Annotated in this window: 14 protein-coding genes; 3 read left to right on the forward strand and 11 right to left on the reverse strand. The window is 67.6% G+C overall.

The window, feature by feature from the left end; genetic code table 11:
• Positions 1–1,378: 1,378 nt before the first annotated feature.
• From proB to ACFQZZ_RS20860, 9 genes are all read right to left on the reverse strand, one after another.
• Entirely contained in the window at positions 1,379–2,494 is a 1,116-nt protein-coding gene (gene proB / locus ACFQZZ_RS20820; protein ID WP_378684064.1) for a glutamate 5-kinase, read from the reverse strand.
• A 244-nt stretch (positions 2,495–2,738) separates the two neighbouring features.
• A complete protein-coding gene (obgE, locus tag ACFQZZ_RS20825; protein ID WP_378683218.1) occupies positions 2,739–4,199 on the reverse strand; it encodes a GTPase ObgE in 1,461 nt (486 codons plus the stop codon).
• Between the two features lie 120 nt (positions 4,200–4,319).
• The gene (gene rpmA / locus ACFQZZ_RS20830) at positions 4,320–4,586 is read right to left on the reverse strand and encodes a 50S ribosomal protein L27 (RefSeq protein WP_378683221.1); all 267 of its coding nucleotides are present in this window, start codon (positions 4,584–4,586) and stop codon (positions 4,320–4,322) included.
• A gap of 38 nt (positions 4,587–4,624) precedes the next feature.
• Positions 4,625–4,936, reverse strand: a complete 312-nt coding sequence (rplU, locus tag ACFQZZ_RS20835; protein WP_378683224.1) for a 50S ribosomal protein L21 — start codon at positions 4,934–4,936, stop codon at positions 4,625–4,627.
• Positions 4,937–5,270: 334 nt separating this feature from the next.
• Positions 5,271–8,348: a translation initiation factor IF-2 N-terminal domain-containing protein gene (locus ACFQZZ_RS20840; RefSeq protein WP_378683227.1), complete on the reverse strand. Its 3,078-nt coding sequence runs from the start codon at positions 8,346–8,348 to the stop codon at positions 5,271–5,273.
• 483 nt (positions 8,349–8,831) lie between these two features.
• A complete protein-coding gene (ndk, locus tag ACFQZZ_RS20845; protein WP_378683230.1) occupies positions 8,832–9,248 on the reverse strand; it encodes a nucleoside-diphosphate kinase in 417 nt (138 codons plus the stop codon).
• Positions 9,249–9,404: 156 nt separating this feature from the next.
• The gene (locus tag ACFQZZ_RS20850; RefSeq protein WP_378683233.1) at positions 9,405–9,845 is read right to left on the reverse strand and encodes a DUF4233 domain-containing protein; all 441 of its coding nucleotides are present in this window, start codon (positions 9,843–9,845) and stop codon (positions 9,405–9,407) included.
• 68 nt (positions 9,846–9,913) lie between these two features.
• Positions 9,914–11,284 carry a bifunctional folylpolyglutamate synthase/dihydrofolate synthase gene (locus ACFQZZ_RS20855; RefSeq protein ID WP_378684066.1) on the reverse strand — a complete coding sequence of 457 codons (1,371 nt, stop codon included), beginning with the start codon at positions 11,282–11,284 and terminating at the stop codon, positions 9,914–9,916.
• A gap of 92 nt (positions 11,285–11,376) precedes the next feature.
• Positions 11,377–14,055, reverse strand: coding sequence for a valine--tRNA ligase (locus ACFQZZ_RS20860; protein ID WP_378683236.1), 2,679 nt, complete (start codon positions 14,053–14,055; stop codon positions 11,377–11,379).
• A gap of 264 nt (positions 14,056–14,319) precedes the next feature.
• Here ACFQZZ_RS20860 and ACFQZZ_RS20865 point away from each other — a divergent pair, with 264 nt between their 5' ends.
• Positions 14,320–14,913, forward strand: a complete 594-nt coding sequence (locus ACFQZZ_RS20865; protein WP_378683239.1) for a helix-turn-helix domain-containing protein — start codon at positions 14,320–14,322, stop codon at positions 14,911–14,913.
• A gap of 77 nt (positions 14,914–14,990) precedes the next feature.
• On the forward strand, positions 14,991–15,698 hold the full coding sequence (locus tag ACFQZZ_RS20870) for a hypothetical protein (RefSeq protein WP_378683242.1): 708 nt from the start codon (positions 14,991–14,993) through the stop codon (positions 15,696–15,698).
• Between the two features lie 8 nt (positions 15,699–15,706).
• On the opposite strand, the gene ACFQZZ_RS20875 is transcribed toward ACFQZZ_RS20870, so the two are convergent.
• Both ACFQZZ_RS20875 and ACFQZZ_RS20880 read right to left on the reverse strand, forming a co-directional pair.
• On the reverse strand, positions 15,707–16,666 hold the full coding sequence (locus ACFQZZ_RS20875) for a diacylglycerol kinase (RefSeq protein WP_378683244.1): 960 nt from the start codon (positions 16,664–16,666) through the stop codon (positions 15,707–15,709).
• Positions 16,663–18,240: an FAD-binding oxidoreductase gene (locus ACFQZZ_RS20880; RefSeq protein ID WP_378684068.1), complete on the reverse strand. Its 1,578-nt coding sequence runs from the start codon at positions 18,238–18,240 to the stop codon at positions 16,663–16,665. Before ACFQZZ_RS20880 ends, ACFQZZ_RS20875 begins: the two co-directional genes overlap by 4 nt.
• A 166-nt stretch (positions 18,241–18,406) precedes the next feature.
• Here ACFQZZ_RS20880 and ACFQZZ_RS20885 point away from each other — a divergent pair, with 166 nt between their 5' ends.
• Entirely contained in the window at positions 18,407–19,063 is a 657-nt protein-coding gene (locus tag ACFQZZ_RS20885) for a TetR/AcrR family transcriptional regulator (protein WP_378683247.1), read from the forward strand.
• Positions 19,064–19,149 lie beyond the last annotated feature (86 nt).

Here is a 19,149-nt window from a genome sequence, read left to right on the forward strand (position 1 = left end):
CACAGCCGGAGCCATCCCCTCCACCCGCCCCACCGACACAACAGGCACCGCCACCCGAGCCACCCCCCGCCCCGGAGCATCCGGCTCCCCAGCCGGGAGAACCCACTCCTCCGCTCATCGACCCGGGCGGCCAGCCCGGCGTCACCGGCCCCGTCACAGAAGACCAAGACCAGCGACCACCTTCGACCACCAACCAGCCCGGCGTCATCCCCACGCCGCACAAGTAACCACTCCCCTCCTCCACCCATCCACCACATGACCCCAAGATCGTTCGTAGCCAACACTTCTCGCCCCACCCCCCGTACCCCGCACCCCTTGTCGCAACCAGACACCCGCTACACGGGGTGTCCAGTTATGACACGGGGTGCGGCTGCCGTGGCAATTGGGTTGTGCCGGTTAGCGGGAGGTTGTGCGGGCTCGGAAACACAACCAACACCGGAAGCCGTGCGCCTGCATCCAAGGCTGCCGAAGGCCAAACTGGTGTCCGAACACCCCGCGCCACAACCGCACACCCCGTACACCGGGTGCGCGGTCACGACACGGGGTGTGAGGACGGATTTCTTTTACCGCTCGAGAACGCAACCACAGCCAGTCCTCACGCTGGAAGCCGTGTGCCTGCCTCGAAAGGCTGCGGAAGAGCAAGTCGGGTACGGCACCCGACGTGCCCAGCACTGCCCCCGGTAAACCCCAGGCTGCAGCCAAAACTGGGGTGCGCGCGCTGGGTTCCGTAAACCGAGCTGACCACCCCTGACGTGCCCCGCTGGAACCCACAAGAGGAAGCCAGAGCAGTGGGTAGCGTGCCCCGGTTTGGTAGACCGAGCTCACGTCCCGGCGGTGTTGCGGGCAGTGCTGGGCACGTCGTGTGCCGTACCCGACTTGGTCTTCCGCAACCTGGGTAGGCAGGTGCACGGCTTCCAGCGTGAGGACTGGCTGTGGTTGCGTTTCAGGCGTTTTAGGTGGTGAGGGCAGCCGGTGTTGGGGAGTTTGTCCTGGGTTGGGTCGGTCGAGCTCGCTTGCTTGAGGTTGCCCCGGTAGAACTCACCGGAGTAAGCCAGAGCTGTGGGGAGCGTGCCCCGGTTTAGTAGACCGAGCTCACGTCCCGGCGGTGTTGCGGGCAGTGCTGGGCACGTCGTGTGCCGTACCCGGCTTGGTCTTCCGCAACCTGGGTAGGCAGGCACATGGCTTCCGGCGTGAGGACTGGCTGTGGTTGCGTAGCAACCACTGGGCAAAAACGAGCGCACACAAATCGACGTGAACCCCAAGATCCCCACTTTCGACAAACCGAACACCTCTTGTGATAGCTGGACAGGGTGTCCAGTTGCGGCAAGGGGTGCTGGGACGACCGGGCGACGGCGGATTGCACCGGCGTGGGAGTGGGTTAGGTGTTGACCAGGTCGTCGGCGTGGATTACGGGGCGTTGCATGGTGTCTGGGAGTTCGGTGGTGGAGCGGCCCAGCATGCTGGAGAGTTCGGTGCTGTCGTATTCGATTACGCCGCGGGCTATTACGCGGTTGTCGGGGGCTACGAGGTCTACTACGTCGCCGCCGTGGAAGCGGCCGCGGACGCCGGTGATGCCTGCGGCTAGTAAGGAGCGGCGGCGGTGGGCTACTGCTTGGACCGCGCCCTCGTCGATGAGGACGGCGCCGCGGCTGTCGGCGGCGTGGCGAACCCAGAATTTGCGGGCGGACAGGCGGACCGGGCGGGCGGCGAAGGCCGTACCGACGGTGCCGGTGGTCAGTGCGGTGGCGGCCTCGGTCGCGGCCGCGAGCAGCACGGGTACGCCCGCGTCGGCGGCCAGGCGTGCCGCGGACAGCTTCGAGGCCATCCCGCCGGTGCCGAGAGCGCCACCGCTGCCTGCGATCACGCCGTCGAGGTCGGCGCTGCTGCGGACCTCGGGGATGAAGTTCGCCGCGCCCTTGCGCGGGTCGCCGTCGTAGAGACCCTCCACGTCGGAGAGCAGGATCAGCGCGTCGGCGCCGACCAGGTGGGCGACCAGTGCGGCGAGCCGGTCGTTGTCGCCGAATCGGATCTCTTCCGTTGCGACAGTATCGTTTTCGTTCACCACGGCGACGGCGCCGAGCGAACGCAACCGGTCCAGAGTGCGTTGTGCGTTGCGGTGATGCTCGCGGCGGGAGAAGTCGTCGGCACTGAGCAGCACCTGCCCGACGGTACGGCCGTACCTGGAGAACGAGGTGCCCCACGCGTGCGCGAGCGCCAGCTGGCCGACACTGGCGGCGGCCTGCTTGGTGGCCAGATCACGCGGGCGGCTGGTCAGGCCGAGCGGAGCGATGCCCGCGCCGATCGCACCCGAGGACACCACGACCACTTCGGATCCGGCGCGCATCCGCGCCTCTACAGCATCGGCGAGCCGATCGAGGCGCATGGTATCCAGCCCGCCCTTCAGGCTGGTGAGCGCGGACGAACCGATCTTCACCACCACACTGCGCGCCGAGGCGATCGCAAGCCGGGCCTCACTCAGACCGTCTTGTGACATCGCCGCGGCGATGCCAGAACTCACCTGCATGGCAACCGAACTCCCTGTACCGCAACAGAACACACCGTAGACCTGCACGACACCGAGCCGCGGACGACACCCACGGATCCCGGCGTCCGCTGCAACGACGAGGAACCTCGCCGTTTCACCTCGTCTTGACCGGAAACGCCGGAACCCCAACGCTCACCACTGAATCCCGACACCTGCCGGAATGACATGGCGGCCGTCCCTGCGCCCCCGGGCATCATTCCTGTTCCTCGTCCTCTTTCACCAGACCACGGCGCACTCGCGACGCGTGCTTGCGCTCGGCAGCGCCGATCCGATCGTTCTGCTCCAGTCGCAGGTCGGTGCCGCGGCCGGTCGGCACCATATCGACGCCCGCCGAGATCTGCGGCTCCCACTCGAAGGTCACGTCGCCGATGGTGACCGGCGCTCCGGGCTCGGCACCCTGCTTCACGAGCGCGTCCTCGACACCGAGGCGGGCGAGCCGGTCGGCGAGGTAGCCCACCGCTTCGTCGTTGTCGAACTGGGTCTGGCGCACCCACCGCTCGGGCTGGCTGCCACGCACGATGAAGCCGCCCGGCTCGTCGGGATCGGCGATCACGCTGAAACCGGTCTCGTTCGCCGCGATCGGCCTGATCACCGGGCGTGCTGGCGCGGCCTTCGGATGCGCCTCACGGTACTTCAGCACCATATCGGCGAGAGCGAAGGTCAAGGGCCGCAAGCCCGCTCGGCTCACCGCCGAGATCTCGAACACGGGCCAGCCGCGGGCGGTGAACTCGGCGGTCACCATCTCCGCCAGCTCGGCGGCATCGGGCACATCGATCTTGTTCAGGATGACCACACGCGGCCGATCGGCCAGGTCACCGAGCCCGGTATCGGCGTTGAGCATGGACTTGTAGGCCGCGAGCTCTGCCTCCAGCGCGTCGACATCGGACACCGGATCACGACCGGGCTCCAACGTGGCGCAGTCGACGACATGCGCGAGCACCGCGCACCGCTCCAGATGGCGCAGGAATTCCAGTCCGAGCCCGCGGCCCTCACTGGCTCCAGGGATCAGCCCGGGCACATCGGCGATGACGAACGTGGTGTCCCCACTGGCGACCACGCCGAGGTTGGGCACCAGCGTGGTGAAGGGGTAGTCCGCGATCTTCGGCTTGGCCGCCGAGAGCACCGACACCAGCGAGGACTTGCCCGCCGACGGAAACCCGACCAGGCCGACATCGGCGAGCGATTTGAGCTCGAGAACCAGATCGCCTTCCTCACCGTCCTCGCCGAGCAGGGCGAAACCGGGAGCCTTGCGCGCCTTGGACGCGAGTGCCGCATTGCCGAGGCCGCCACGACCACCGCGGGCCACGATGAACTTGTTGCCCGCACCGACGAGGTCGATGAGGACCTTGCCGTCGTTGTCGAGCACCACGGTGCCGTCGGGCACCTTGAGCAGCAGATCCCCGCCTTGCTTGCCGTCGCGGTTGCTGCCCTCGCCCGGCTTGCCGTTGCCGGCCTTGGCGTGCGGGTGGAAGTGGAAGTCCAGCAGGGTGTGCACGTTGGGGTCGACCTCGAGGACGACGTCCCCACCGCGACCGCCGTTACCGCCGTCGGGCCCCCCTAGCGGCATGAACTTTTCGCGGCGCACGGAGGCACAACCGTGACCACCCTTGCCCGCATGCACGTGCAATACGACACGGTCGATGAATTTGGACATATGCCGAATCATCCTCCTCGGTGGTTGGTTGTCGGTGCCGACGCGATCGTTCGAGAACGCGAAAACGGGCCAGGGTTGTCACCCTGACCCGCTCGGCTGTTGTCTGGATTGGCTAGGCGGTCAGGCCTGAACCGGCTCCGGGACGACGATGTTGATGGTCTTGCGGCCACGCTTGCTGCCGAACTCGACCGCGCCTGCCGCGAGAGCGAACAGGGTGTCGTCACCGCCACGGCCGACGTTCACGCCGGGGTGGAAGTGGGTGCCACGCTGACGAACCAGGATCTCGCCTGCCTTGACGGCCTGGCCGCCGAAGCGCTTGACGCCGAGTCGCTGGGCGTTCGAATCGCGACCGTTGCGGGAGCTGGACGCACCCTTCTTATGTGCCATTTCTGAACTCCTGTGAAGTAACTCGAAATCGAGGAGGCTTACTTGATGCCGGTGACCTTGATGACCGTCAGCGGCTGACGGTGGCCCTGCCGCTTGTGGTAGCCGGTCTTGTTCTTGAACTTGTGGATGCGGATCTTCGGGCCCTTGGTCTGCTCGACGACCTCGGCGGCCACGGAGACCTTGGCCAGCTTGGCCCCATCGGTGGTCAGCTCGGCGCCATCGACGACGAGAACCGGGGCCAGCGCCACGGAAGTACCCGGCGCACCCTCGATCTTCTCGACCTTCACCAGGTCACCGACCGCGACCTTGTACTGCTTTCCGCCGGTCTTGACGATCGCGTACGTTGCCATCGGTCGGCTGCCCTCTTCCTGTAATGCGCGCGGCTAGTGCTCACGCGGCTGCATGCTCCCACCCGGATAATCCGCTTGGAAACCACAGCACTCTGGTCTGGTAGTCACCGCCGCCTCAGCAAACCTGAAGGCCCTCGGCTTCGGGGCCGAGTCACAAACACAGCGCAGTAGAACGCTGTCGCCGGGCAGCGACTGTTCGAGATTACAGGACGCCTACCACCCGGTCCAAACCGGCGTCCATCGAACAGGTCCGGCAGGCCCGAAATACGAGACCCCCGTCACCATCGTGACGGGGGTCTCGGTCGTTCGGCGCGGTCCGATCAGCTCGGACCGGTCAGTTCGCCTCGTCCACCGGCGGTCCCGCGGGACGTCCCGCGGCCCGACGGCGCGTCTTGCGCACGGGCACTTCCACCGGAGCCTCGGCCGTGAAGTCCACAACCGGCGCCGCGGGCGGCTGGTCCGCTGACAGTACGAACACGGCACCACTGCTGTCGGCTGCGGGCGCGGCGGCCGAACGGGCCACCCTGCGCCTACGACCGGTCGTACGCGGTGCGACCGACTCGGGGACTCCGTTGCCCACCGGTCCGGCAGCAGCAGGCACCGGCGCAGCGACAGGTGCCGGGGCTTCCGGCTCCCCGACGACCGCGACCGGCTCGCTCACCTCGACCTCGGTGGCCACGGACTCCTCGGTCACCGCGGCAACGGTTCCGGCCGGCTCCGCGGCCATGACCTCGGCCGCCACGGCTTCCGTGACAGCGGTCTCGGCTTCGGCCACCTCGAACGCTTCGCCCTCGGCGTCGGGCGCATCACCGTGGTGCGCGGCCATCGCCAACGCGACCGGATGCGCCCGCTTGACGGCGGCATCCTCCTCGACGGCCTCGGTCACCGGCGCGGTGCCGTTGGTCGCGGCGGGTGCGGGCGCCGCACCCTTGTCCCGGCCCCGGCGCCTGCGCGAGCCGGTCTCCCGGCTCTTGGCAGCACTGTCCTCGCCGGCGGACGACTCCACCGGATAGGCGTGCACCAGGATGCCGCGGCCGTGGCAATGCTCACAGGTGGTGGAGAAGGCCTCCACCAGACCGGTGCCCAGCTTCTTGCGAGTCATCTGCACCAGGCCGAGCGAGGTCACCTCGGAGACCTGATGGCGAGTCCGGTCGCGGCCGAGCGCCTCGGTCAGTCGACGCAGGACCAGATCGCGGTTGGACTCGAGCACCATGTCGATGAAGTCGACGACGATCATGCCGCCGATATCGCGCAGCCGCATCTGGCGCACGATCTCCTCGGCTGCCTCCAGGTTGTTGCGGGTGACCGTCTCTTCGAGATTGCTGCCGCCGGCACCGGTGAACTTGCCGGTGTTGACGTCGACCACCGTCATCGCTTCGGTGCGGTCGATCACCAGGGTGCCGCCCGAAGGCAGCCACACCTTGCGATCGAGCGCCTTCGCGAGCTGCTCGTCGATCCGGTGGGTCTCGAATACGTCGACGCCGTTGTTGTCGTGCCGGGAGACCCTGGCGAGCAGGTCCGGCGCGACGGTGCCGATGTACTTCTCGACGGTGCTCCATGCCCGGTCACCTTCGATGACGAGCTTGGAGAAGTCCTCGTTGAACAGGTCGCGGATGACCTTCACCAACAGGTCGGGCTCTTCGTACAGGGTCTTCGGCGCGCCGGAGTCCTTGCCTTCGGCGGCCTTCTCGATGGTGCGCCACGTCGCCTGCAGCCGCTCGACGTCGCGAGCCAACTCGTCCTCGGCGACCCCCTCGGACGCGGTGCGAATGATCACGCCTGCGTCGGCGGGCACGATGTCGCGCAGGATCTCCTTGAGCCGCTTGCGCTCGGTGTCGGGCAGCTTGCGGCTGATACCGGTGGACGAGCCGCCAGGCACGTACACCAGGAAGCGACCAGCCAGGCTGATCTGCGTGGTCAGTCGGGCGCCCTTGTGCCCGACCGGGTCCTTGCTCACCTGAACGAGCACCTGATCGCCGGGCTTGAGCGCCTGCTCGATCTTGCGTTCCTTGCCGCCGAGCCCGGCGGCCTCCCAGTTCACTTCACCGGCGTACAGCACACCGTTGCGGCCGCGGCCGATGTCGACGAACGCCGCCTCCATGCTAGGCAGCACGTTCTGCACCTTGCCGAGGTAGACGTTGCCGACCATCGACGCGGAACCGGTGCTGGTGACGAAGTGCTCGACCAGGATGCTGTCCTCGAGCACCGCGACCTGGGTGGCGGTCGGGTGGTCGGGGAACGCCTTCTCGCGCACCACCATCACCCGGTCCACCGCCTCACGGCGAGCCAGGAACTCCGACTCGGTCAGGATCGGCGGACGACGGCGACCGGCCTCGCGGCCGTCGCGCCGGCGCTGACGCTTGGCCTCCAGCCGGGTGGAACCGGTGATGCCCTGCACCTCGTCGGGCGCGGAGGCGCGGCTGCGGCTCTTGTTCCGCGGTTCGCGCTCATGCACGACGGTGTTCGGCGGATCGTCTTCGGAGGTGGCTTCGGACTCGGCGCCCTCGCCTGCCACCTTGCGGCGACGGCGGCGACGGCGACGGCGGGTGGAGCCCTCCGGCAGGTCGGCCTCGTCTTCATCGGACTCGGACGCTTCGTCGGTGGTATCGGCAGGCTCGGCGTCGTCGCGCGGCTCGGCGGCCTGCTCGTCGTCGGTGTCGGTATCGGAGTCCGCGGTGTCGTGCTCGTCACCGTCGGCATCGCTCGGCTGTTCACCGCGACCGCGACCACGGCCACGACGACCACGACGCCTGCGGCGTGGCTGACCGTCGGCATCACCCTGCTGGTCGGGCGACTCCTGGTCGTCTTCGGAGGTGTCGACCTCGTCCTCGATCACCTCGGGCACCTCGACCGGAGGCTCTTCGGTGCGCCGGGTATCCCGCTCGACACGACGCTTGCGCCGCGTCTGTTCGGCGGCGGCCGCGTCCGGCGGCAGGAACAGTGGTGCCTGCACCGTGGCGGCGGCCTCGAACACGGCAGGAGCCACGACGTGCGGCTCCTCCCGGTCCAGGTGCGTGAACAGCTGCACCGACGGCTGGTGCGCGGGCTGGACCGCGCCGGAAGTCGCCGACCCGGACTGATCGATCACCGGGTCCGGTGCGGAGAAGAGCAGCCCTGGCTCTCTGGCCGGAGCAGGCTCCGGCGTGGAGGCGGTCGCCTCGGGCACGGAGGCGGTGGCCTCGGGCGCCGTGACGGCAGCGTCGGGCTCGGCGAGCGAGTCGCGGACAGTCTCCGCAACCGCTCTATCGACGTTCGACTGCGCACTGCGCGCGTCGGACCCCAACTCGGTGAGCTTGGCCAGGATGCGCTTACTCGTCACTCCCAGCAGCTTGGCAAGCGCGTGGACTCGGATTCGCTCCGGCAATTGTTCGGCATCCTGTGATGTTGTTTCCAGCGGCTCTTGATCGGCCACGAAGTCTCCTCGGGACCCCCGGGCGCGTCCCTCCTGGCAGAAGTGACGCGGCCGACGCGGGGGCACTAATCGTTCGCCTCACGCGGTTGACGCAAGGTCATGTGGTCTCGCCCCGCATGCCCGGTTATCACCATGGATATTCGTCGGGCTAACTGGTCACGCGGCGCCTGGCTAATTGGCTGAACTCCACGGAGCCGAGCGCTCATCCAGCGTGCCGACGCGAACAATCAACCCCCAATAACCAGGCTGTTTGTCCGTGGCAGCGATGATCGGCATCGAACCGCGGTGTCATCCGGTTGCTTCCGTCACCGATCACTCGCGTACCAGCGCGAACAGTCGATATCGGTTGCATCCAGTGCCAGTATCCCACATCGTGCGCCGACAGTTCGCCATCGGCGCACGACTTCACCTCGCTGACGCTCGGTACTTCACCTCGCTGACGCTCGGTTCCGCCGTACGCCGAGGGCACTGCGTCTATGGGTATCAGGCCGGGAACTCGGGGAACCAGAGGGCAATCTCGCGCTTGGCCGATTCCTGCGAGTCGGAGCCGTGCACCAGGTTCTCCTGGGTCTCCAGCGCGAAGTCGCCGCGAATGCTGCCGGGCACGGCCTTCTCGACCGGATCGGTGCCGCCGGCGATCTGCCGGAATGCCGCGATGGCGCGCGGGCCCTCCAGGATGGCCGCGACGACCGGGCCCGAGGTGATGAACTCGATCAACGAACCGAAGAACGGCTTCTCGGCATGCTCGGCGTAGTGGCCGCGAGCCACCTCTTCGGACACCTGCTTCAGCTCCAGGGCGACAATCTTCAGCCCCTTGCGCTCGATCCGGGCCAGCACCTCGCCGACCAGGCCACGGGCCACGGCGTCCGGCTTGATGAGTACCAACGTCTGCTCAGTCACGGCGCACAGCCTATAGGCCGGCATCCGCGCCCGATAATCGGTGGTCTGCCAGACGATCGCTACGAGTGCGCCGACGCGTTCGCGAACAGACAAGGTTCAGGGACACAGGCCGTACCGGCAGTGCCGTAAGTCGCCCTTCGACGCAGGCGGTGCCGATCAGGAGGAGCGCTGAATACGCTGGCTCGGAAGCAGACCGAGGTCCATGCGGCGCTTGACGTCGTGGCGCAGGACCAGGATGAAGCCCCACAGCACGGCGAACAGAATTCCCATGATGCCGATGGAGAGGTGGATGAAGACGCCGAGGATCAGCAGCGCCTGAAGGGCGAGGTTGAACGGGACAGCCCACGGGCGGCGCTGGAGTCCGGCGCCGAGGATCATCACCAAGGCCAGGATCACGAGGTAGCTACCGGAGAACCAGTCGACCCCGCCGCCGACGGCCCCGACCACGGGGAGGGCGAGCAGCACCGTGATGGCCTCGAGGATCAGCGTGCCGGCCATGACGCCGCGCAGACCCTTCCACGGGTCGGGGGCGGTCGGCGCCGCCTGATCGCCGTCGGGCCGCTCGGGCTCGACACCACCGCCGGTTGCCTCAGTCATGCTGTCTCCTTATTCGGCATTCGCGGGCCATGCGTGGTTACGCAGGCTGCCGCCTCCCGGCCGGATACTCACGCCGGGTCCTTTCCGAACAGCGCGCGGGCCGCGCCCGCGGTGACCACCGAACCGGTCACCACGACACCGGCGCCGGACACCATCTCGCCGGGCTCGCCGACCTCCTCGGCCAGTGCGATGGCCGTTTCGAGGGCGTCGGGCAGCGTCTCGGCGGTGACGACTCGCTCGTCGCCGAAGCGCTGCACGGCAAGGTTGGCGAGAGTGTCTACATCCATGGCGCGGGGTGATCCGTTGCTGGTGACGACGATCTCGTCGAGGACGGGCTCCAGCGCCTCGAGGATGCCCGCGGCGTCCTTATCGCTGAATACCCCGACCACGCCGACCAATTTGCGGAAGTCGAACTCGGTGGTGAGCGTCGCGGCAAGCGCCTTGGCGCCAGCGGGGTTGTGCGCGGCGTCGATGAAGATTGTCGGCGCGCTGCGCATGCGTTCGAGCCTGCCCGGGCTCGTGACGCTCGCGAAACCGGCTCGGATCGCGTCGATGTCGAGCTGGCGGTCCGCGCCCGCGCCGAAGAACGCCTCGACCGCCGCGAGCGCGAGCACGGCATTGCGCGCCTGGTGTTCGCCGTGCAGCGGCAGGAAGATCTCGTCGTACACCCCACCGAGGCCTTGCAGTTCGAGCTGCTGGCCGCCGACCGCGATCTGCCGGGCCAGTACCCGGAACTCCGAGCCCTCGCGGGCCACCGCTGCGTCGACCTCGACGGCGCGGCGCAGCAGCACCTCCATGGCCTCGGGTTCCTGTTCGGCGATCACCGCGACGGTGTCGCGCGGAATCAGGCTCTCCGGCGCACGTTTGATGATCCCGGCCTTCTCCCCCGCGATGGAGGTGAGGTCGGGGCCGAGGTAATCGGTGTGGTCGAGGCCGATCGGGGTGATCACCGCGACCTGCCCGTCGATCACATTGGTCGCATCCCAGGTGCCGCCCATGCCGGTCTCGACGATCGCGACATCGACCGGCGCCTCGGCGAAGGCCGCGAAGGCCATACCGGTGAGCAGTTCGAACTTGCTCATCGCGGGGCCGCCCGCGGCGGCGGACTGCTTGTCGATCATCTCGATGTAGGGCAGCAGCTCACGGTAGGTCGCCACGTACTGCGCGGGCGTGATCGGCTTGTTGTCGATGCTGATCCGCTCGGTCGCCAACTGCAGGTGTGGGCTGGTGAGCCGACCGGTGCGCCGATGCAGTGCGGTGAGCAGTGCGTCGATCATCCTGGTCACCGAGGTCTTGCCGTTGGTGCCCGCGACGTGGATCGCCGGATAGTGCTGCTGCGGCGATGCGAGCAGATCCATCAGGGTGGAGATGCGGGTGAGCGAGGGCTCGATTTTCGTTTCCGGCCAGCGCCGATCGAGCTCTGCCTCCACCAAGGCCATTTCGGCCAGGTCGACAGGCGAGGGCCCCGAACCCAGCCGGGTGGCGGGGATCGGCGACCCGTCGTCGTCGTACTGCGGTTCCGGTTCGGCGTTCATTTGGCGCTCAATTCCGCGAGTCGGGCGCTGATGCGGGTGACTTCGGACTCGGCGACATCGCGTCGGCCCTTGATCTTGTCGACCACCGGTTCCGGCGCCTTGGCGAGGAAAGCCTCGTTGCCGAGTTTGGCCGTGGTGGCCGCCAGGTCCTTCTCGGCGGCGGCCAGGTCTTTCTCCAGGCGGCGACGTTCGGCGTCCAGGTCCACAGAACCGGAGGTGTCCAGCTCCACGGTGACATTTGCCGCGCTCAGCCGGATCTCCAGGGACGCAGTCGCCGCGAAATCGTCGCCGGGCTCGGTGAGCCTGGCCAGGTTGGCCACCGAGGCCTGTTGCTCGGTGAGGCCCGCCGAGTCGAGGCCGATCAGTTTGGCCGCGACCTTCTGCTTGTCGGCGAGACCCTGGTCGCTGCGGAACCGGCGGATCTCGGTGATCAACCGCTGCGCGTCCGAAATACGCTGCGCCGAGGTCTCATCGGTCGGCACGCCGGTGGCCTGCGGCCATGCGGCGATGACGACAGACTCACCGTCGGTCAGTGCCTGCCACAACGATTCGGTGACGAACGGGATCACCGGATGCAGCAGTCGCAGCACCGCGTCGAGGACGTTGCCGAGCACCACGGCGGTCGACTCGGCGCGCGCGCCCTCCGCGGCGAACTGCACCTTGGCCAATTCCAGGTACCAGTCGCACAATTCGTCCCAGGCAAAGTGGTAGAGCGCCTCGCACGCCTTGCCGAACTCGTAGGCGTCGAACGCCGAATCCACTTCGGCGCGTACCTGTTCGAGCCGGTCGATGATCCAGCGATCGGCATCGGTGAGTTCGGCACGCGCGGGCAGCTCGCCAGTGTGCGCGCCGTTCATCAACGCGAACTTGGTGGCGTTGAAGAGCTTTGTCACGAAGCTGCGCGAAGCGAGCGCGTGCGGTTCGCCGACCGAAAGATCGCCACCGGGCTGGGCGCCGCGGGCCAGGGTGAAGCGCAGCGCGTCCGCGCCATAGGACCTGATCCAGTCCAGCGGGTCGATGCCGTTGCCGCGCGACTTCGACATCTTCTTGCCGAACTGGTCGCGAATGAGGCCGTGCAGGAACACGTCCTTGAACGGCACCTGCTTCGCACCGTCCTTGCCCGAGGTGAGCACCGGGTCGTCGGAGACGAAGGTGCCGAACATCATCATCCTGGCCACCCAGAAGAACAGGATGTCGTAACCGGTGACGAGCACGCTTGTCGGATAGAACTTCTGAAGTTCCTCGGTGGAGTCCGGCCAGCCCATGGTGGAGAACGGCCACAGACCTGAGGAGAACCAGGTGTCGAGCACATCGGGGTCCTGCACCCAGCCCTCGGGCGCGGTCTCGTCCGGGCCGACGCACACCACTTCGCCCTCGGGGCCGTACCAGATCGGGATGCGGTGGCCCCACCACAGCTGCCGCGAGATGGTCCAGTCGTGCATGTTGTCGACCCAGTCGAACCAGCGCGGCTCCTGGCTGGCCGGGTGAATCACGGTGTCGCCGTTGCGAACCGCGTCACCGGCCGCCTTGGCCAGCGCCTCGACCTTGACCCACCACTGCATCGAAAGCCGCGGCTCGATCGCCTCGCCGCTGCGCTCGGAGTGCCCGACGCTGTGCATATAGGGCCGCTTCTCGGCCGCGATGCGGCCCTCGGTGGCCAGGCGCTCGCGCACCTTGACCCTGGCCTCGAACCGGTCCATGCCGTCGAATTCGGTACCGGTACCAGAAATTCTGCCGCGCTCGTCCATGATCGTCGGCATCGGCAGATTGTGCCGCAGCCCCATCTCGAAGTCGTTCGGATCGTGCGCGGGGGTGATCTTCACTGCGCCGGAACCGAATTCGGGGTCGACGTAGTCGTCGGCGACAATCGGGATCTGACGTCCGGTGATCGGGTGGTAGAGGGTGGTGCCGATCAGGGCCTGGTACCGCGGGTCGTCCGGGTGCACGGCGACGGCGGTGTCGCCGAGCATGGTCTCCACACGGGTCGTTGCCACGATCACGTGCGGCTCGTTGTCATCGAACGAGCCGTAGCGCAGTGAGATCAGCTCACCCGCGACGTCCTCGTGCTTGACCTCGATGTCGGAGATGGCGGTGCGCAGTTCCGGCGACCAGTTGACCAGCCGCTCGGCACGGTAGATCAGGCCTGCGTCGAAAAGACGCTTGAAAATGGTCTGCACGGCTCTGGACAGGCCGTCGTCCATGGTGAACCGGTCGCGGCTCCAGTCGACACCGTCGCCGAGCGCGCGCATCTGCCACTGGATGGCGCCACCGGACTCGCGCTTCCAGTCCCAGACCTTGTCGATGAACAGTTCGCGGCCGAAGTCCTCTTTGGTCTTGCCGTCGACCGCGAGCTGCTTTTCCACGATGGTCTGCGTGGCAATGCCCGCGTGATCCATGCCGGGCAGCCACAGCACCTCGTAGCCCTGCATGCGCTTGCGGCGCGAGAGGGTGTCCATCAGGGTGTGGTCCAGCGCGTGACCCATGTGCAGACTGCCGGTGACATTCGGCGGCGGCAGCACGATCGAGTAACCGGGCTTGTCGCTCGAGGTGTCGGCGGTGAAATAACCGGCGGCTACCCAGCGCTCGTACATCTCGGCCTCCACTTCGCTGGGGGTCCAGCTCTTGGGGAGGGCATCGGCACGATTACGCGAGTTGTCAGAGGCTGCGCTGGTCACCCGACGATTCTAGTGGCCAGGCTCGGCGAGCTCACACAGGCCACCAGGCACAGAAAAAAGGCGGAGTCTTCGGTGGATGAGGGACACCGAACACTCCGCCTACAACCGAGAGCTTACCGTCGATCCTGGCCGGTCCATGGAATCCATAAGTAATTCTCAGCCTTCTCGACGCACTCAATGCATATCCGAGGTCAGCCTGCCGTCGCCTGCGCGATTTCGGCAACGAATATTGCCGATTCCGGGAAACAAGAGTGCACTGGTGGGATGAATATCCAGCCGGGCATCACCCAGACCCTGGCCGACATCGGCCCACGACTCAAGGCGGTGCGCACGCACCGCAACGTCACGCTCACCGCGCTGTCGGAGGCCACCGGGATCTCCAAGAGCACCCTGTCCCGCCTGGAATCCGGCCAGCGCAAAGCCAGCCTGGAGCTGCTGCTGCCGATCGCGCTCGCCCATCAGGTGCCGCTGGACGAACTCGTCGCCGCCCCGAAGATCGCGGACCCGCGGGTACACACCACACCACGAAAGGTCGACGGCGCCACGATCATTCCGCTCACCCGGCAACCAGGACCACTGCAGGCCTTCAAGATGGTCATCCCGGCCGAGCGCACCGAACCCGATCCTCGTGTCCATGAGGGCTTCGAGTGGCTCTACGTGCTGTCCGGTCGATTGCGCCTGGTCCTGGCCGAGCACGATGTCGTCCTCGGTCCTGGCGAAGCTGCCGAATTCGACACCAGACAGCCGCACTGGTTCGGCAGTGCGGGACGTGGACCGGTGGAGATTCTGAGCCTGTTCGGCAGTCAGGGTGAACGCATGCACCTGCGTGCGCGATCCAGCGGCCGCGCGACGACCTAGCGTCATCAGGAAATTCTCAGCGAGAATCAGGGTTTTCCCTGTTGCCGAATCGAATTCGGCTGAGGACGCTGGAAAGGGTGAACCCTCCGCTCGACGGGCCGCCTATCGTCTCCTCGGAATCGCCGCCGCAGGTCCCCGAACTACCCGGACCCGAATTGCCCTTCATCGCACCGGATTCCGTCCACGATCTGCGTGGACGGACCGTCGATGAGCTGCGGTATCCGGCGTCGGCCGCGCTGATCGTCGCCGGGGTGCCCGGCGCGGGCAAGAGCACCGCGCTGCGGATGTTCTTCGGTGCGGCAGCGGATGCCGACCAGGCGACGAAGGGACCAGAGGGTTCCGTGGTGCTCGATTCGAACCAGACTCGCAACTGGTGGCGACACCGGGTCGGCTGGTTGCCCTACCTGCTGTGGCGCCCTGTCGTGCATATCGCACATTTCGTCAGAATTCGAAACGCGCTGCGCGACAACGCCGGTCCGGTGGTGATCCACGACTGCGCCACGTTCGGGTGGACGCGGCGACTGCTGGCACGGTGGGCCGCCGCGTATCGCAGGGAAGTGCATGTGATCCTGCTCGACGTGCCGGCTACCGCGGCCCGCGCCGGCCAGTTGGCGCGCGGGCGCCGCATCAACGGACCCGCGTTCACCATGCACTGCTATCGCTGGCGACGACTGATCCGCGAACTCGGTGCCGGCCACGTCCCGCGGCCGGCACCGAGTTCGATCGTGATCATCGACCGGACCAACGTCGACCGCATACGCCGAGTCGGGTTCGCCGCCGAGTGATCGGACTTTTAGCGCGGTACCAGCACAGTGAGCGCGCCGGGTACGGCGCTGATAGTGACCGGCAGCGTGCCCGCCGGTTCGCCGTCGGCGGTAGCCGGGGCACCCGGAGCGGTCAGGGTCACCTGAGCGGCCCGATACAGCTTGGTGGCCGGGTGGTCGATCCGCTTGCCCGCCGACAGCGCGGGGAGCAGGCGGAGCATGTCCAGTCGCGATACGGCGCCGACCACGGTCAGATCGAGCAAGCCGTCGTCCATGATCGCGTCCGGACAGATCAGCATGCCGCCGCCGTAGGTGCGGGTATTGCCGACCGCCACCATGACCGCCGCGGTCTCCACGACCGTGTCCGTCGCCGGATTGTCCAGTGCGCCGGGCGCCACACCCGCCAGCTCGATGCGGTAGGGCACGGTGAAACGGCCCGAGATCTCGGCCAGCGCCGCGAACGTGTACCGCAGCGGACCCTTCGGCCAGCGCATATCGTTGGCGCGCAAGGTGACTCGCGCGTCGAATCCCGTGCCCGCCACCGTGGCGAACCACATCGGCTCCGACCCTGGCGATTCGATCCGGCCGAGATCGATGGTCCGGGTGTGGCCTTCGAGCACGAGATCCGCGGCGGCCACCGGATCATCGGTGGGGACGCCGAGTTCCCTGGCGAGGTCGTTGCCGGTGCCCGCGGGCACCAGCCCGAGCGGGACGCCGGTCTGTGCCAGCGCCTCGAGAATGACGTTGACCAGCCCGTCCCCGCCGATGCACACCACCGCGTCCGGCCGGCGGTCCGAGCCGGCGATCGACTCCCGCACCAGACGAACCGATTCGCCGGCCGACGGCGCGCGCACCTCGGTGACCTCGACCCCACGCTCGGCGAACCGGGCGAGCGCGCCAGCCGCGACGTCCTGCCCCTTGCCGACCCCGGACTGGGGGTTGGTCACCACGGTGACCGCACCGATGATGCGTGTCGAGTCCTGTATCACGGGACCAGCTTTCCGGGGTTGAGGATCCCCGCGGGGTCCAATTCCTGTTTCACCGCGCGCAATACCCGGACGCCCAGGTCGCCCACCTCGGCGGACATCCAGGGGCGGTGGTCGGTGCCGACCGCGTGATGGTGGGTGATGGTGCCGCCCGCGGCCACGATGGCGTCGCCGACGGCTTGCTTCGCGATGTGCCACTGCGCGATCGGATCGTCGAGTTGCTTGGCGATGATCGTGAAGTACAGCGAGGCGCCGGTCGGGTAGGTGTGCGAGATGTGGCACATCACCAGTGGCGGCGTGCCCTGTCCGGCCAGCGAATCCGTCAGTGCCGCGGTCACCTTCGCCTTGAGATTGTCGAGATTCGACCAGATGGTCGCGGTCTCCAGGGTTTCGCACAGCACTCCGACATCGAGCAGCGCGTCGCGCATGTAGGGCGCGGCGAAGCGGCCGTGCTCCCACTCCTGAGCCGGGGTCGCACCCAAATCCGTGCCACCCGCTGCCGCCAAGAGCGCACTCGCCTCGGCGCCGCGCGCTGCGACATGGGCTTCGGTGCCTTCGAACGTGGTGATGGCCAGGCAGCCGGACACCGGATTGCCGCCTACGTCAGCGGAGCGGGCCAGGTTGACACCGGTCTCTACCTCGTCGGAGAGGCGAAGTACTGTCGGCGCCGCACCCGCCTGCACCACCGAACGCAGTGCGGTGGCGCCGGTTGCGAAGTCGGGGAACGACCAAGCCCGATAGGCAATGGTTTCCGGTACCTGATGCACCCGCAGGGTGACCTCGGTGATCACGCCGAGGGTGCCCTCCGAACCGACGAACAGTTCGCGCAGGTCCGGACCCGCGGCCGAGGCAGGGGCGCGGCCGAGTTCCAGCGTGCCGCTCGGCGTGGCGATCTTCAGGTGCTGGACCATATCGTCGAAGCGGCCGTAGCCCGCGGACGCCTGCCCGGAGGACCGGGTGGCGGCGAACCCACCGATGCTCGCGAATTCGAAGCTCTGCGGGAAGTGACCGAGCGAAAGCCCGTGGGCGGCAAGCAATTCCTCGGCGCGCGGGCCGGTGAGACCGGCACCGAGCGTGGCCGTGCCGCTGACCGGATCGATGTCCGCCACGGTCTCGAGGCGGCGCAGGTCCAGCGTGATGACCGCCTCGAAGCGGCCGCGAACCGGGTCGACGCCACCGACCACGCTGGTGCCGCCGCCGAAGGGGACCACCGCGATGGCGTGTTCGACGCAATAGGTCAGTACCGCGAGAACCTGCTCGTGGTCGGCGGGGAAGACGACCGCATCCGGTGCTTCCTGCGGCCCGTCGGCGCGGCGGCGCAGGAGGTCGGGGGTGCTCTTTCCGCCCGCGTGCAGCAACCGATCATGGTGGTCGACAGAAACATTGTCCGCACCGACCACCTCGGCCAATCCGTCTCGTCGGGCAGGGGTCAGCACCGACTCGCGCAGCGGAACGTCGCCCTCATCGCGGCGCGCCACCGGGTCGCCGGACACTCCGAAAACCTGTGCCAGCAGGGCCCGGATCTGCGCCGAAAGTGGCTTGTGTCCGGCCGGAATGCCCCAGGCGTCCCAGACCATACTCACTGCTCGCGTCTGCGCGGCTGGCTTAGCCTGGCGGTTGTCCGAGCGAGGAGCCGAATCCTCGTCGGCGTGCTGTTGCATCTCGACCATGCGTTACAGTTTGACATAGACTGTCAAGAAGTAACGAAACTCGCCCATTCCGACACCCGGCGGTGACACCCGAATGCCTGCCCCCGACGAGCCCGACACCACACTGTCGGCCATCGACCTCGCAATCCTCGACGCCGCACGGGACTGCGTCGAGGAATTCGGCGTGCGCCGCACCACCCTCACCGAGGTGGCACGCCGGGCCGGGGTGAGCAGGCCCACCGTCTACCGCCGCTGGCCCGACACCGGCGCCCTGGTGGCCGAACTACTTGTGCGCGAGCTGCGCGCGATCGTCACCGCGACCATGCCGACCGCGGGTCCCGCGCGCACTCGCCTGGTCAGGGGCATCGTCACCGGCGCGGCGGCGATCAGGGAAAACCCGTTGTTCGGGAAGATCTTCCGCACCGATACCGACCTGATGCTCACCTACGTGTTCGGCCGCCTCGGCCGCAACCAACGCCACCTGATCGCACTGTTCACCGCCGGAATCCGCGAGGGCCAACAGGATTCATCGATCCGCGACGGCAACCCCGAACAGCTGGCGACCATGCTGCTGCTGATCGCGCAATCCGCGGTGCAGTCGGCAGGCACCGTCGCCCCCATCCTCGACGGCGCGGCGCTCGATGCGGAACTGGCTCTGGCCATCGACGGCTACCTGATTCCACCGGACGGCCAGGCTCCTCGAACAGCCGCAGACGATACGTCGAACGCCGCGGACGAGGAGCCGTCATGAGCGAGCGAACTACAGGCGCAGCCGAGCATCGCTCGGTAGCGAAACCGAGCTACGCCCCCCGATCCACCTCGACCCCGACCGATGGC

The sequence above is a fragment of the Nocardia sp. GCM10030253 genome (assembly GCF_042675075.1).
Classification (GTDB): domain Bacteria; phylum Actinomycetota; class Actinomycetes; order Mycobacteriales; family Mycobacteriaceae; genus Nocardia.